This is a genomic window from Pirellulales bacterium, from assembly GCA_033762255.1.
GTDB lineage: Bacteria > Planctomycetota > Planctomycetia > Pirellulales > JALHPA01 > JANRLT01.
In genome coordinates, this window is sequence record JANRLT010000001.1 from 1 (window position 1) to 15,685 (window position 15,685).

Below are 15,685 nucleotides of genomic sequence, written 5' to 3' on the forward strand. Positions count from 1 at the left end.
CTGGGTCGAAACCTGGAAAGGGACCTATGTGCTGTTTTATCACAGCTTGTTTGGGCTAAAGTTTTTGCTGGCTCTGGGCATCTTTTTTATTGCCAGCGCGCTGGCCGGTCGGTCGGCTGGATTACAAAAAATTCGCGACCAGGCCCCATTTTGGCTGAATGTCAATCTTGCGTTAATTCTGGCCGTGGTGGTGATTAGCGGGTTGCTGCGGCAAACCCATATCGGCCCCAGCCCCACCGCCACCCACGAGGTGATTTATCAGGCTCGCGGGGGAACGCCATGAGTCCCCGCCCCTGGAAATTATTCGAGGCCAACCTGGCGCAAGTCCGCGCGGCCGATTATCAGGTGGCCGTCCTTCCCCTGGGCGCCACCGAGCCTCATAACCTGCACCTTCCCTATGGCACCGATGTGCTGGAGGCGGATTTGGTGGGAGAGACCATCTGCGCCGCCGCCCACGCGCAGGGAGCGCGGGTGGTGCTGCTACCCACCATTCCCTATGGGACGGAATCCAACCTGGGGCGGTTTCCTTTGGCGATGAACCTGCGGCCCACGACGCTGTTTCGGGTGATCGGCGACTTGGTGGAAACATTGGCGGGAAGCGGTATTCGCAAAGTGGTGCTCCTGAATAGCCACGGGGGGAATGACCTAAAGGCGCTGTTGCGGGAACTTTACGGCCAAACCCCGGCCCATGTTTTCTTGTGCAACTGGTACACCGTGCTTAAGGATTGCTATGACGAAATTTTTGCCAAGCCCGACGACCACGCGGGGGAGATGGAAACATCCCTCATTTTGCATGTTGCCCCGGAGCTGGTGGCGCGCGACAGCCAGGGGAAATTGGCCGCGGATGCGGGAGCCGTGCAACCGACCCGTTTTGCGGCGGTAAATAACGGCTGGGTGGGAATCACGCGTCCCTGGCATTTATTGACGACTAACAGCGGCGCGGGTGACCCCCACGCCGCCAGCGCGGACAAGGGACGGCAACTGCTGGAACGACTGACCCCGCGGCTGGCGCAATTTTTGGTCGAGCTTTCCGCCGCTCCCCTGGACGAGCGGTTTCCGTTTTAGCTGTAACATGATCGTCGCCAGGCCAGCGTCATTAGCCCTTTTCATCATTCCAACCCAATACATCCTCGTCACACACGTTATCTTTAGAGTGCTTTATGGCAATTGATCCTTATGCGACATGTCCCGGTGGCACCGGAAAAAAAATCAAATTTTGCTGCCAGGACCTGCAAAATGAGCTAGGCAAGCTGGAGCAGCAGATTTCCGGGCAGCAGTTATCCGCCGCGCTGGACGCTACGCGGCATCTGTGCGAAAAGTATCCCCAACGGGCGTGCCTGCTGTCTTACGAATGCCTGCTAGAATTATTAACTCGCGATCATGAGGGTTTTGCCAAAACGGCCGAGCAATTTATAGCCCTGCAGCCGCAAAACCCGGTTGCGCTGGCATATCGGGCAATTTTAGCGGCGCAAACAGGGGATCTGCTGGAGACGCAAAACGCCCTTCAGGACGCCCTGGAAAATAGCGGACCCGAAGTCCACGCCCGCGTCTATACCGCGCTGCAAATCGCCAGCGAAATATTATTGGGGTTTGGACAGGTCATTCCCGCGCGGGCTTACCTGACGCTAATGTCCATCTTGACAAAAGGGCAAGATGAAAACTGCGCCCAGCGCATCATGAGATTAGAGCAAGAGCAGCGAATTTCCGTGCTGCTAAAGGACATGCCGTCGTTTCGTGACGCCCCCCGCGATGCCCCATACCGCCAGGAATTTGACGCCGCCATGCGCAACGCCGGGCGGGGCGCGTGGCGGCTGGCCGCCAAGCAACTGCAAACCCTGGCCAATAAATATGCGGAAGAACCGGCCATCGGGAAAAATCTGGCCATCTTGCATGGTTTTTTGGGAAATTACCCCGAGGCCCGCGCCGCCTGGCGCGCCTATGCCGATCTGGATATTTCCGAAGAGGAAGAAATCGAAGCCGAAGCGATGGCGCAAATTATGATCCGCGACGAGGCCGAGGGCGAAGTCCGGGATCTCTTGGTAACGATTCCCGTCCTGGATTTTGACGGCCTGGAAAGCGGCTTGGCCGGGACCCGTTTGGCCGAAAAACGGCCCTTTGACACACTGCAGTTCACCCAACAAAACCAAGTTCCCCCCCGCGCGGTCTATGCCCTCTTTGACCGTCCCCGGCCGGAAAGTTCCAACCAGATCGCCCGCGAACAAATTCCCATGATCGTGGCCAATGCGTTTCTCTTTGGCAAGGAAACCGATCAACCCGCGCGCTTGGAAATTGAAGTCCTGGAAACCCACAAAGACCAGGTTTTATCGATGCTGCGCAGCGTGGCGGGGGCCAACCTGGGCCACGAGTTAAAAGAAGAACAGACGGGAGCGGCCTCGGCCCTGGAACTGGCGCTCAGTTGGCAGTGGCGGCTGCCGGATAAGACCGGCTGGCGGGAGCGGGTGCGGCTGACAACCGAACAGCGAGAGCATGTCCTTTTGGAGGTCTGGCCCAAGCTCAAGCTGCCGCTGCTCGATAACCTAACGCCCAATGAAGCCGCCGCCGATTGGAACCTGCGGGATCGCCTGCAAGCCGCGATCATGCTGTTAGAAACCACCGATTCTAGCGACGCCGCTCCCGCTACTTTTGCCAAATTGCGACAACATCTGGGCCTGCCGCATCCCCAGCCCATTCCCCCCGCGGAATTTGACTTTACAGGAGAGCGGCTGTTTCGATACTTATACTTGGATGTGGAGCAGCTTTCGCCCGAGCAATTACAGCAGTCGCTGGAACGGACGCTCATCGCGCAATTTATGCCCGCGGCCAAGCGATTAGCCCTTGAAGCCATTCGCCGCCAAAACATCGATCCGCCGGAATTGCAACTCGCCGCTTATCAAGTGATGGTACGCGTCAGCGAAGATTTGGATCAAGCGCTTATCTACATCGATACCGGCCGTAAATTGGCCGAAAAATTCAAATTCAGCACCGCCCCCTGGGACCTGGAAGAATTACGCATACGCTTGGTCCGCCTCGAGGGAGCTGAGGTCGCCCAATTGATCCAGCATCTTAGCGCGGCCCACTCTCAAGAACCGGGCGTGGGGGAGCAAATGTATCAATTGCTGGCAAGCGCGGGGTTAATCGGACCGGATGGCCAATTGGTGGGCCTGCCCCCCCCGACGGGATCATCCTCGGTCATTGTCGGGGCGGATACCGGTCCGGGAGAAGGGAAACTTTGGACCCCCGAGAGCGCCGCCAAAAGCGAAGGCAAGTCCGCGCTCTGGATTCCGGAATAAGGGGGGTGGTGAAATGACTCGGAAAAAGCAGGGCAATTCGCAGACGAGGTAACTCATCTAAGCGGACTTGTGCCGAGCGAGCATGTTGCGTATTTCAGGAAGCAGCACGGCGGGGACCGTGATTACGGTTTGTTGCGCACTTTCTTCCGACGCGACTTCATCGGCGGCAATCCATTGTTCATCCGTACGAGTATCCAACTCGGCAATTAATTGACGCACCCGTTCTTCATTCCAACCCGGTGAAAAATTAGTGTTACTCATTTTCTTCGTTTTTTCATCCTTCTACGGAAAGCTTTAAGTTGCATGGGTGATAATTGATACGCGGTAATGACAAATATGCCGTCACCAATTTCATCAGGTACATAAATTATACGCAAATATCTACCCGCCGCAGTTTGGCTCAAAGCTTGTCGTGTGCCATTAGCACAAGCTTCGTCTTCTCCTGGCGATTTGAGAATTCCAATAACTTCATCCTCGAAGACATTATGCTCGTAGATATATGGTAAGTCTGTCTCTGGATTGTAGTAGAATCTTATGTTCATATTATTACGCTAATTCATGAGGTAAGTCAAACTATTTTAATTACTACACCCCCTGTGCTGGCCGGTCCACAATGCCAAATTCCGCGGCGCGGGGGGCGGGGTCGGGCAGGTCCACCGGCTGGCCGTCGGCCACGGTCACGGTAAATCCCAGTTCGCGGATCATCCGATAATCCTCGGCGGCGGCTTGCCCTTTGGTCGTCAGATAATCGCCAATAAAGATCGAATTCGCCACGTGCAGGCCCAGTGGTTGCAACGCCCCCAGGTGCTGCTCCCGCCCGCCGGCAATCCGCAACTCACTGGCGGGATTCACAAACCGCATCATGCACAGCGCCCGCAGGCAGTCGCGCGGAGTCAGTTCGTCCTTGTGCCCGATGGGGGCCCCTTCGATATTGATCAAAAAATTCAGCGGGATCGATTCGGCCCGTAACTCCCGCAGCTCCAGGGCCATTTGCACCCGGTCGACTAGGGTCTCCCCCATGCCGATGATCCCGCCGGAGCAAATTTGCAGGCCCGCGTTGCGGACATTTCGCAACGTCTCCAGCCGGTCGGCATGGGTGTGCGTTGAGCATATCTCCGGGTAAAACCGGGCGCTGGTGTTGAGATTATGGTTGACCTTGTCCACGCCGCATTCCTTGAGAAGGCGGGCCTGGTCGGCGTCCAGCAGGCCCAGGCAGGCGCATATATTGAGGCCGAATTGCTGTTTGATTTGCGGGACCAGGTCGGTGACCAGGCGCAATTCACGGTCGGTCGGGGCGCGGCCGCTAATGACAATGCAATAGGTTTTGGCCCGCTGTTCGGCGGCGCGGCGAGCTCCTTCCAACAGGCGGGGGGCGCTGAGGAAGTTGTACGTGGGAATTTCGGCGTCACTCTCTTTTGATTGCGAGCAATAACCGCAATCCTCGGCGCACAAGCCGCTTTTGGCATTCATCAAGAAATACAGTTGCACCGTCTGGCCAAAATACCGCCGCCGCAACCGCGCCGCAGCCGCCACTAGATCCAAGAGATCATCATCGGCGGACTGGAGGATCGCCAGGGCTTCGTCGCCGGTGGCGGATTCTCCGGCCAAGACCCGCGCGGCCAAATCGTGCCAGCGGGAAGATGTTTCTGGAACAGTGGGTGATTCTAAAAGCATGGGCGTTGCGTCCGCTAAAATTCAGTGCAAAAGTTTCCCCAAAGAGGGGACAATCGCCCGAATTTTAACGCAAAACCAACACGCCGGGGAGAGGGACACCCCTATTCAGCCAAAACCGCCGGAAAAGTCCTGGTTTTGCCAAATATGTGTCCAGTGCCAGCATTTTAGCCGGCCAAGCTTACTGGCCCATGATCATCGCAATGATCGCCGTGGGGATGATGCAAATGGCCATCGACCAGATAATCCACATGGTCGCCGTGGGGGACGGCCTCGTGCCCACAACCGGGACCGTGAACATGGTCCGTGGCGTGCGCCCCGCAGTTATGCTGGGGGGTGCAGGCGGCGGGATTGGCCGCGGAGACGCCGATCACATGCTCGTCCACATGGTCGCCGTGGGGGTGGTGCAAATGCCCGTCGTGCAGATAATCGGTGTGGCCGTCATGCTGGAGGGCGGTATGCCCACAATCCGGCCCATGCTGATGCGGGTGGTCGGCGTGGACATTGCAACTGGCTTGTGTTTGAGATTGGGTTGCGGACATGGAAAATGCTCCGGAGGAGTGTCTCATGAATAGAGGCATATAAAGGAATAATCTATTTTACGTTGAAACGTGAATTTTGGCAAATTTGTGGGTGTGGTATGTTACGGGGTAGGTGGCATTACGACTGTATTAATTCAATTCGATGACCGTCCGGGTCTGCGACGACCGCTCGGCGTCCCCATTCGGAATCACTCGCTTGTGTCACGATTGCAGCAGGATTATCACTTAAAGCGGCCAAAGCCGCATCTAACGAAGGAACACGAAATCCGATGCGAATGCCCGTCGTGGATTTGCCATCAGATGCGACGGGATAAAGCTCAAAAACTTCACCACCCGGCAACTGAGCGGCATAATGTGTAGGGCCGTTACCATGTCTGTGCTGTGAGAACCGCAAACCGAGATGTGAATAAAACGCCGCCGCTCGTGCTATGTCTGTGGACCTCAGAACAACAAGATTCAAGGATATTTGATTCATAGTTTTTGATGATACATTAGCGAAACGGTTAGCCAGACAAGAACCAACCAACGTTGTTACCACAATCCACATTGCCCACAGGTCCGGTTGACTGCACTATTATCCCTTCATTGCCCCGGCGATGAATTTGACAACCGGGGCTTCTAGTAATTGGTGATATGGGACATCTACTGCAAACCATTCAGAATAGGTTCCCAAATCAACTTGATTGTATGCTAGCACAAAGTGGAATCCAACAGTCGTATTGGGTGCAACATATGGAATTGCTATTCTTAATCCATGACGTAGATATTCAATTGGATAGTTATCTCCTTCTATTTTGAGCCATGGCATTCGGTTTTTTAGAGCTTCGCCATCTTCGGTACCGATCATCAAAAGTCCGTCGCCGATTGACCATGATTGAGCATCGAGAGATTCACCAGAATTAGGGCCGCCTTTTGTTACACATTGAGTAAGTGTCAATTCGAACGAAAAAGCGTGAATTGGGAATGGTACGCAGAAGGAGTCTCGGTAAGCGGCAACTAGGTCAACAGCCATACCAGCGGGGGGATTCGGCGTAAATGCGACTTGTTGCACAACGAGGGCATTGTCCAGAAATGGGGAAGAAACACACGACATTGCGATGTCACCAAACGGAAAGGTTTCTGTGACGGGGAATGTCATAGGATTAGCGTGTAAATTAATTGAAATAGTGTACTGACATGAGGTGCATGGATTTAATAACCTATCAAACCATCGGCCTAGTTGCACACATTTTTAATAATGTAATGTACCATCCGACGTCAGGCCGGTATCGCTGCGATGCATGGATAGGGGGCATGGTTACTCTGTCTCATCGTCTAGGTCCGCTGGTCGTTGCCGTCGTGTCCATGCACCGCCAACACGCTCTCGAACAGCCCGCCATCCAGGGGGAAGGTCCGCAACTTCGAGAACTGTCGGATCGAGATGAACTATCTCTTCCAGACACACAACCTTGCCGTCGGCATAGGATGCGTCGGAAATCCCTATAAACTGCCAGCCATGATCGTCGGCATCATGGCTTACCAAAAGAATCGGCTCTGTCCCATCCAAAACCTGCCGCATCGTAAGCGTGGCGCAGTTTCGAGGCTGGTCAAATGGCCAAGAGTCTGTGGGATTTTTGTTCATGAAATGCGAATTCTCCGAATGACCCAAACTCCGGGACCAGACCCGTGAGAAGCAAGGATTACAATAGTGACGCGTTGGCCGTGTTCGTTGCAGTGTATGGCTAGGTGTTATTCGTGTCCTCATGAACTCTCTGCCCGATGCGAACACTGATGGTACGCCACTCCTCGCCGTGAAATGCAAGTCTGCCGTGATCTATCCATGCTTCTCGCCACAAAGAATAAATGAGCTGTCGCAAATCTTCGCGAGCGTCGTTGTAGCCAAACTGAATGCCACACGATGGGCATATCTCCTGTGAACCCCGGCCGTCCCGCCACGGCTCGTAATCTAACTCCGTCTGACAAACTGGGCAAGTAGTAGTCATGGCGTATGCAGCGGCCTAACACCAATGTAACCCGGCTAAGGCCAAGAAACTTTGATTTCAAAATCCGCACGATCAGAAGCTCGGGTGCATTGGATTGTTAAGAGCAAAAGGATTATGAGACCCATGTCATGATCCGGAAAATCTCGTCACCATCTCTCGTTCGATACACGAATCCACCCTCACCGCTAAGCGGTCCAGAAACGTCGCTCCATTCTTCCTTTATGATATCGTGAAATCGGTACTCTATTCGATTGTATAGCATCGTGGCTCGACCAATTTCAAAGAGCTTAAGTATAGCAAAACCAGTTCGCCCCCAATGATCGTCGTTCAGTCGCCAATCTAAATGATGGCGGATCGCGTGTCGTAACAAAGCCCTTTGGGCCTCGAGTTCGAGTTTATTCGGATGAGAAGAATCGCCAATGTGTCGGGTGGTTTCAAGTTCTGTGAGAAGGTCTTGTGGATTCATTCGAAACTGCGGGTGTTCTGGAAGCATTGAAGTCACTACGCAAGATACAAATGGCGGTCTCTTGGGAACTACCTGCTTTTTTGTTCCATTTTTACACGGTGCGCAGAATCCTCCAGTACGATCCGCCGTGGATTGCAATATCACGACACCACAGGTTCTGCATGATGTCTTTGGTTCGCTCATCTATTTTTCCTAACGACCGCCAACACCCGGCACGCGCCGCGAAGGATTCCATGATAAATACGGGCCGACCGTGTGCTCTGCGTAGATGGTTTTGCTATGCTGCGTTCTCGTTTACTCAGCGGCAGAAATCATCTTGGGTTTTTTGATCACCGATTTCCGAAGTGTATTCAACAATCTCCAAAGCACGTTTTGGTATGGTAACGCCATACTTTCCGATTAGCCATTCTTGAAATTTTGCGTTTGGGGGAACGTAAAATTCATTCCCATTTTCTGGGGAGTTAGGTGGATACTCATATTCTGCGTTCCAGCAGATTTCATCATAGCCTATCGCAAGCAATCGAAGGAAATCAAGTGCGTTGTTTGCCAGGACATAACACAAGACAGAGCCTGATCCAGAGCCCATGTGTATGATGCGTTGCACACTATTGTCGTCGATCCAGAATGCGGCTACTGAACCTTCAGCTCCAGTTTGTGCAAAAACGCAAAGTCGATTGACGACTTCAGGGCGGTTATGGCCAAACCAATAGTGAACGTAGGCGTTTCCGGAAGCGCCGTATTCAATGTTCTTTCCACCAGGACGCTCGGTATCAGTCCAGCCAGCCTTGAGTTCGACCTCAGGGTAGAGAAAGCCGATCCGCCCGCCATCGTTGTCAACAAACATTCGATTCGTTTCGATCCATTCAAACAGCGCGCTTTGCTCAGTGGGCATCGACATGCCCGCGAGTAGTTTGGCTTTAAGTTGAGATCGGAGTAACGACATTTTTTAGCCGCATAGTAATACGTTATCCAATCAACCAAAAAAGCTATATCGCTGGATACATTTACCATAATAAATCTTGTCATACATTGCAACGTTTTTTCTGGGTAGTGATTAACCCAGGGGATAAGTTCACGCCCAACCGTAATTTGCAGGAATAGTGAATGGTATCTCCCATGCAAACCGGATACCGCCGGTTGGCGCAATCTGCCAGTTTCGTGTGACGATCACGCCGGGAAAAATCAGTACAAATCTCGCGGAATCCCGCTCATCTGTGTGCTATGTATCTCTCTGCTCCGCGCTCCGCTGCGCGACTAAACCTCCCGCCTCCGGACCGCCGATGCCATCAGCGGCTTTGTGCGCGGCGGGGCTAATCAAAGGCCAAACGCCAGTTCGGCGAGTAAAACTAGCCGCTACGGGTTGAGTTTCCATGGTGCGCTGCGCGAACCTGGGCTAGCGGATGCAACCGCTTCACGGTAGAAAGAGAAAAGGGCAGCGTGTGTGAATGGCTTTCCGGTGGTATCGCTGCGCTCAAACACCGGCTAAGGGCTGTCAACCCTGCGGGATGGTAGTTACCGTAAACAAAAACCCGCGCTCCGCTGCGCGTCGCGACTAAACAAAGTATTTGCGACTCCCGCCTCCGGACCGCCGATGCCATCGGCGGCTTTGTGCGCGTTGCGGTTAACCAAACTCCACTCCTCCATTACTCCAAACTCCATTATCTTCTCCCCAGTCCCTTGCTAACGCGTCGGGCTAAGTGCGTCGGGCTAAACGGTCTGGTAATCAAATCCCAAACTGCCTTAGCACCAGTTCGTACACGTCGGTATCCATCATCGGGGGGCCTTCCAGCACGCCCGGTTGACTGGTGAGGATTATTCCCCGTTGACCTTCGGTCCGGGCCGGCGCGCCGTGCGAACCCTTGATCAGCGTGGCGTCCAGCGGGATACTCTTGGTCGCCGGATCAAAGCACAGTTCCACCGGGTCGTACCCCGGCTTGCGATGAATGTCCACCGTGCGGGCAAAACTGGGCGCTTGGGCGTCATCGTGCCACCAGTAATACGCCTGCCAACTGTTGGGCGTACTAATCAGAATCGCCTCCCCCGCGCGGGGGTGGTCCAGGTCGTATTTTTCCCGTTCGGCCCCGATCAGCACCTCGTCGATTCCCGCAGTTCCGGTAAAGAGCTCGCGGACGCGTTCGAGCACGGCGGGATCGGCATTTTGCACAAAAACGTGGGAAAACTGGTGATCGACCATCGCCCAGGCCGCGCTGGCGGCCAGGTCCAGTTCTTCGCCAATGCCATCCGCCGCGGGGCGGACATTTAATAGTCCCGCGTTCCGCAGCACGCGGTTGGGATACGTCACATGGTTGACCGGCGAAATCACATATTCACTGGCAATGATGTACAGCGGCGGCAGGCGGTCCTGGTCGGGAATATTTTCGTACGCGCGATCCAGACCCTGCGTGAGCTGCGACAGGACCACATCCAAATCGACGCAGGCGCGGTGCGCCTCGGGACTGTCGGGGCCGAACTTTTGGGCGGCGTAGTCCAGGTGGGGAAGGTAGATATAAAAAAAGTGGGGCGTGTCGCGCTGGGCGGCCCAGATGGCGGAATCGACAATCCACGAGGTCGATTTGATATTGGCCAGCGGTCCCCAAAAATGGTGCAGGGGAAAATGCCCGATCGCGTCGCGCAGCTCGCCATACAGCGATTGCGGTTTGGTGTAGCACCAGAGCGATTCGCTGCCATCGGGATTATGGATTGGGGCGGGGGTGCAAACCAGCGCCGCCTCCGCCCCTTTGCTCAGCAAAGGAAACCAGACCGCGCTGGTGAGGCTGTCATCATGCTGGCTGAGGATATCCCAGATTTGCGGCTGCTCGATCACGTCGTTCCAAGCGGTCCACAGTTCCGGGTGCTGTTTCTCGCGCCAGTAAAAGCCGTTTCCCACCACGCCATGCTTGCGCGGCGGCTGGCCGGTCGTCATGTTCACCTGCACCGCGCAGGTGACGCAGGGAAAACTGGGAACCAGCGTGGTCCGGTCCCCATGGCTGGTGAGCCGCGACAAATGTGGCATCCGCGCGAGATCGCTTTCACGCAGGCCGGGAATGGATAAGAGGATGACAGTGTCGGGCATGGCGTTGCAATTAAGAATGAAGAATTAAAAATGAAGAATGAAATAAACAGTTTACGGATTTTACACAATTCTTAATTGTTAATTTTTAATTCGTAATTAATTGCCGTATCCCAAATTCGGGGCGAGCCATTTTTCCACGTCGGCCACGGTCATGCCCTTGCGCGCGGCGTAGCTTTCCACCTGGTCCCGGGTGATCCGGTCCACGGTAAAATAGCGGCTGTCCGGATGTCCAAAGTACAACCCGCTGACACTGGCGGCGGGCCACATGGCGTACGATTCGGTCAATTTCATGCCGTTCGCCTGTTCCGCGCCCAAGATGTCAAAAATGGTTCGCTTTTCGGTGTGGTCGGGACAGGCGGGGTAGCCTGGCGCGGGGCGGATGCCGCGGTATTTTTCGGCAATGAGGTCGTCATTGGTCAATTGTTCCTCGCGGCCGGAACCCCAATCGCGCCGCGCGACGGCGTGCAGATATTCGGCGAACGCCTCGGCCAGGCGGTCGGCCAGGGCCTTGGCCATGATCGAGTTATAATCGTCATGCTCGGCGTCAAAGCGGCGGGCCAGTTCATCGCAACCCAGACCCGCGGTGACGGCAAACGCCCCCAGATAATCGCGGCGTCCGCTAGCGCGGGGAGCGATAAAATCAGCCAGGGCGTAAAATGTCTCTTGGCCCTTGCGCTCCCACTGTTGGCGGAGCGTGTGCAAGCGGGTTAATTCCCGTTCGCGGCTCTCATCGGTAAAGAGCACAATATCGTCCCCATCGCTGGCCGCCGGCCAAAAGCCGTACACGCCTTTGGCGGTCAGCAACTTGTGCGTCACGATCCGGTCCAGCAAACCCCGCGCGTCGTCATACAGCTTTTTGGCCTCCTCGCCGACCACCGGGTCGTTCAAGATCGCCGGGTACTTTCCTTTAAGCTCCCAGGTCATAAAAAATGGCGACCAGTCAATGTAGGGAATCAGCTCCGCCAACTCCGGCGCGACTTCCCGGCGACCCAAAAACGCCGGAGTATCGATCCGCGTCGTCGGCCAGTCGCACGTGTACCGTCCCGCGCACGCCTGCGCGTACGGGACCAGGCTAACAGTTTGCCGCTGGTGATAGCTGGCCGCCAACTGCGCCTGTTCCGCCCGGTTACGCTCGTCATAGGCGGATCGTAATTGCGGATTGAGCAGGTTTTCGACCACCTGGGCGGAACGACTGGCATCTAGTACATGGACCGTGCTGGCGGTGTATTGCGGGGCAATTTTTACCGCGGTGTGCTTGGCGCTGGTCGTGGCCCCGCCAATCAGCAGCGGCACGGAAAATCCCTGTCGCTGCATCTCCTTGGCCACATGGACCATTTCATCGAGGCTCGGCGTGATAAGTCCGCTTAGGCCGATGATATTGGCCCCACATTCGCTGGCGGTGGACAGGATTTTTTCGCACGGCACCATCACGCCCAGATCGACAACTTCGTAGTTATTGCAGGCCAGGACGACGCCGACGATATTTTTGCCGATATCATGGACATCCCCCTTGACCGTGGCCAAGAGGATTTTTCCGCGGGATTGGCCGGTGGTGCCGGCGGCGGCCTTTTCGGCTTCCATAAAGGGGAGCAGGTAGGCGACTGCTTTTTTCATGACGCGGGCGGATTTGACGACCTGCGGCAGGAACATTTTTCCCTCGCCAAAGAGGTCCCCCACGACCTGCATCCCGCGCATGAGCGGCCCTTCGATAATCGCCAGGCAACCGGGATAGTGGCCCCGGGCCTCCTCGACATCGGTTTCGATGTAATCGACGATCCCCTTGACCAGGGCGTGAGTCAACCGCGCTTCGAGTGGTTCATCCCGCCAGGTGCTGGCAGCGGGATCGGCGGTTTTTCCCTGGGCTTTGACCGTTTCGGCGTATTCGACCAGACGCTCGGTGGCGTCGGGCCGACGGTCAAACAGCACGTCCTCCACCCGCGCGCGTAGTTCGGCGGGGATTTCCTCGTACACGGCTAGTTGACCGGCGTTGACAATGCCCATGTCCATACCGGCGCGGATGGCATGATACAAAAAGGCCGAGTGCATGGCCTCGCGAACGACGTCATTGCCCCGAAAAGAGAAAGAGATATTGCTAACGCCGCCAGAGATCCTTGCGCCGGGGCAGAGTTCCTTAATCTGGCGGGTCGCTTCGATAAAGTTGATCGCGTAGCGGTTATGCTCCTCGATGCCGGTCGCGACGGTCAGGATATTTGGGTCAAAGATAATGTCCGTGGGGGGAAAGCCGACCTGTTCGGTTAGGAGCTTATACGCCCGCTGGCAAATGCGCACTTTATCTTCGATCGTCACCGCCTGGCCTTCTTCATCAAAGGCCATCACGACCACCGCCGCGCCGTAGCCGCGCACCGTGCGCGCCTGGGCGAGAAATTCCGCCTCTCCCCCCTTGAGACTGATCGAGTTGACGATCCCCTTTCCTTGCAGGCATTTTAGGCCCGCGGTCAGTACGCTCCATTTGGAGCTATCGACCATGATGGGGACGCGGGCGACTTCGGGCTCGGCGGCAATCAAGTTAAGAAAGCGGGTCATCGCCGCTTCGCCGTCGAGCATCCCTTCGTCCATGTTGATGTCGATGACATTTGCGCCGTTTTCGACTTGTTCGCGAGCCACGCTGACAGCCGCCTCGTATTGTTCCGTCAGGATCAGTTTGGCAAACTTGCGCGAGCCGGTCACATTGGTTCGTTCGCCAATGAGCAAAAAATTGCTTTCGGGCCGCAGGGTAAGCGGTTCCAGCCCGCTCAAACGCAGGTACGGCTCTGGCGTTGCTGGCTGGCGCGGGGGATGCTGCCGGACCGCCGCGGCAATGGCGGCGATATGTTCGGGCGTGGTGCCGCAGCAGCCGCCGACGATGTTCAGCCAGCCATTCGCGGCAAACTCGCCCAGGGTCGCGGCCATCATCTCTGGCGTTTCGTCAAAGCCGCCAAAGGCGTTGGGCAATCCGGCGTTGGGATAACAACTGACGTACCGGGGCGTGACCTGAGAGAGTTCCTCGAGGTATGGACGAATTTTATCGGGGCCTAAGGCGCAGTTGATTCCCGCGCTGAGCAGTTCATGATTGGAGATCGAGTTCCAAACCGCCTCCACCGTCTGGGCGGAGAGCGTCCGCCCCCCGTCAAAAATCGTAAAGGAGGCCATCACCGGCAGGCGAATCCCCTTGCGCACAAAGGCCTGTTCAATCGCCTGCAAACAGGCCTTAAGCACCAACGTGTCAAACGCTGTTTCCGGCAACAGCAAATCCACCCCCCCCTCGATCAGCACCTCCACCTGTTCGCGGTAATTTTCGACCATTTGATCAAAAGTGACATCGCGATGGGCGGGATCGTTGACGTTTCCCGCAATGGAAAGCTGCTTATTGGTGGGGCCGATGGACCCCGCGACAAACCGTGGCCTCCGGGGATTTTCACGGGTCGCCTCGTCGGCGGCGTCGCGGGCCAGCCGGACCGCCGCCAGGTTTAGCTCGCGGACGAGGGGCTGGAGTTCAAATTCGGCCAGCCCCAGCGCCGACGCGCCAAACGTGTTGGTCTCGATAATATCCGCCCCCGCCGCCAGATAGCCGGCGTGAATGTCGCGGATGGCCGCGGGCTGGGTGAGGACCAAGATATCGATCAGATTTTTGAGGTCTTTTTTAGGATTAGGAAACCGGCTGCCGCGATAGTCGGCTTCTTCAAACTGGCGGGCGTGCACCATGGTGCCCATCGCGCCATCGATGATCAAGATCCGCTCGGGAAGCAACTCGGTGAGGAGGGAACTCCGTTTTTCGGCGGGGGCTGGCGGCATGTAAAAATCACAAATGACGTGTTAGGGAAAACCGCTAGTGGCACTCGATCAATAACTTCCCGATAAAAACCCGCCAAACAACAACCGAATATTCCTGGGGAGTATTTTCATCCGGGGAAGTATGTTTCCGGGCGATCCTAAATAGCAGTTAATATGCCATTATCGCAAGAATCCGGGGGGAGTTCAATCGTGTGCCGATACGACATAACCCGCCGGTTCCTGTTTTTCAGCCGGCGCGAATCCCCTCGGACCGATCCCGCCAGTTCTTAGCTTCCTAGCGGGCGATTCCACAAAGCCAGATGCGCCACGAGTGATATCAACCAGCCAATTGCAAAGATAGTTGATAAATGCAAGAGGATCATGACCCTTAGCGGTCGATTTGGGTTAACTTCGGCCCGAGTGGATAGCTTGGCTTCGGCCAGGGATTCGCGGGCGCATACCAGCCAAAGCAAACTAATCAATAAGCCCAATGCTGAAACCGCGGCCCGGTGCGGATTTGTATCCGCCGTCCCCAAGGCACCGACTAAAAAACTACTAGGAATCAAAAAAATTTCTGTGATTTTAATCAAATCGGGAAGCGCGTTGCCGTTGTCCATGTCGTTTTGAGCCATGACTGTTTAACTTGGGGAAAATTCCAGATCGACGGGGGTAATTTTGCATGATGCGGGGCGGCCCCGCAGGTCGTCAGCCGGAAAGGGGTAAATAGGCTTGGTATTCATTCTTATCAGCCAGGAATATTTTTCACAATCTCGTCCGAAATGATTGCTATATTGGGGTGCTTGGATGAAGATAATGGTATATTCCGTTTTTGTGAAGCGGGCAGACTTGTCTTATTTGCTTGCACTATCTCCGGCATTTTTGCAACCGGA

Annotated in this window: 13 protein-coding genes; 3 read left to right on the top strand and 10 right to left on the bottom strand. The window is 55.5% G+C overall.

What is annotated here, in order from left to right; translation table 11 throughout:
- The 3 genes from SFX18_00005 to SFX18_00015 form a co-directional block, all read left to right on the top strand.
- On the top strand, positions 1–283 hold a 283-nt coding region (locus SFX18_00005; protein ID MDX1961498.1), incomplete at its 5' end, for a hypothetical protein.
- Entirely contained in the window at positions 280–1,065 is a 786-nt protein-coding gene (locus SFX18_00010) for a creatininase family protein (protein ID MDX1961499.1), read from the top strand. The genes SFX18_00005 and SFX18_00010, both read left to right, overlap by 4 nt.
- Positions 1,066–1,160: 95 nt before the next feature.
- Entirely contained in the window at positions 1,161–3,290 is a 2,130-nt protein-coding gene (locus tag SFX18_00015) for a hypothetical protein (GenBank protein ID MDX1961500.1), read from the top strand.
- A gap of 57 nt (positions 3,291–3,347) precedes the next feature.
- Here SFX18_00015 and SFX18_00020 read toward each other — a convergent pair whose 3' ends face one another.
- The 10 genes from SFX18_00020 to SFX18_00065 all read right to left on the bottom strand — a co-directional run bounded on the left by SFX18_00020 (position 3,348) and on the right by SFX18_00065 (position 15,427).
- Positions 3,348–3,551, bottom strand: a complete 204-nt coding sequence (locus SFX18_00020; GenBank protein ID MDX1961501.1) for a hypothetical protein — start codon at positions 3,549–3,551, stop codon at positions 3,348–3,350.
- A 324-nt stretch (positions 3,552–3,875) separates the two neighbouring features.
- Complete coding sequence (gene bioB / locus SFX18_00025) at positions 3,876–4,964, bottom strand: biotin synthase BioB (GenBank protein MDX1961502.1); 1,089 nt, start codon at positions 4,962–4,964, stop codon at positions 3,876–3,878.
- A gap of 164 nt (positions 4,965–5,128) precedes the next feature.
- Positions 5,129–5,503, bottom strand: a complete 375-nt coding sequence (locus SFX18_00030; protein ID MDX1961503.1) for a hypothetical protein — start codon at positions 5,501–5,503, stop codon at positions 5,129–5,131.
- 118 nt (positions 5,504–5,621) lie between these two features.
- Positions 5,622–5,978 (bottom strand): VOC family protein, encoded by a 357-nt coding sequence (locus tag SFX18_00035; GenBank protein MDX1961504.1) that lies wholly within the window; start codon positions 5,976–5,978, stop codon positions 5,622–5,624.
- Between the two features lie 99 nt (positions 5,979–6,077).
- Positions 6,078–6,641 (bottom strand): hypothetical protein, encoded by a 564-nt coding sequence (locus tag SFX18_00040; GenBank protein ID MDX1961505.1) that lies wholly within the window; start codon positions 6,639–6,641, stop codon positions 6,078–6,080.
- Positions 6,642–8,249: 1,608 nt separating this feature from the next.
- Positions 8,250–8,843, bottom strand: coding sequence for a hypothetical protein (locus SFX18_00045; protein MDX1961506.1), 594 nt, complete (start codon positions 8,841–8,843; stop codon positions 8,250–8,252).
- 620 nt (positions 8,844–9,463) lie between these two features.
- A complete protein-coding gene (locus tag SFX18_00050; protein MDX1961507.1) occupies positions 9,464–9,610 on the bottom strand; it encodes a hypothetical protein in 147 nt (48 codons plus the stop codon).
- Positions 9,611–9,674: 64 nt separating this feature from the next.
- Positions 9,675–11,024 carry an alkaline phosphatase family protein gene (locus SFX18_00055; GenBank protein MDX1961508.1) on the bottom strand — a complete coding sequence of 450 codons (1,350 nt, stop codon included), beginning with the start codon at positions 11,022–11,024 and terminating at the stop codon, positions 9,675–9,677.
- A 96-nt stretch (positions 11,025–11,120) separates the two neighbouring features.
- Positions 11,121–14,816, bottom strand: coding sequence for a methionine synthase (gene metH / locus SFX18_00060; GenBank protein MDX1961509.1), 3,696 nt, complete (start codon positions 14,814–14,816; stop codon positions 11,121–11,123).
- Between the two features lie 266 nt (positions 14,817–15,082).
- Positions 15,083–15,427 (bottom strand): hypothetical protein, encoded by a 345-nt coding sequence (locus SFX18_00065; protein ID MDX1961510.1) that lies wholly within the window; start codon positions 15,425–15,427, stop codon positions 15,083–15,085.
- Positions 15,428–15,685 lie beyond the last annotated feature (258 nt).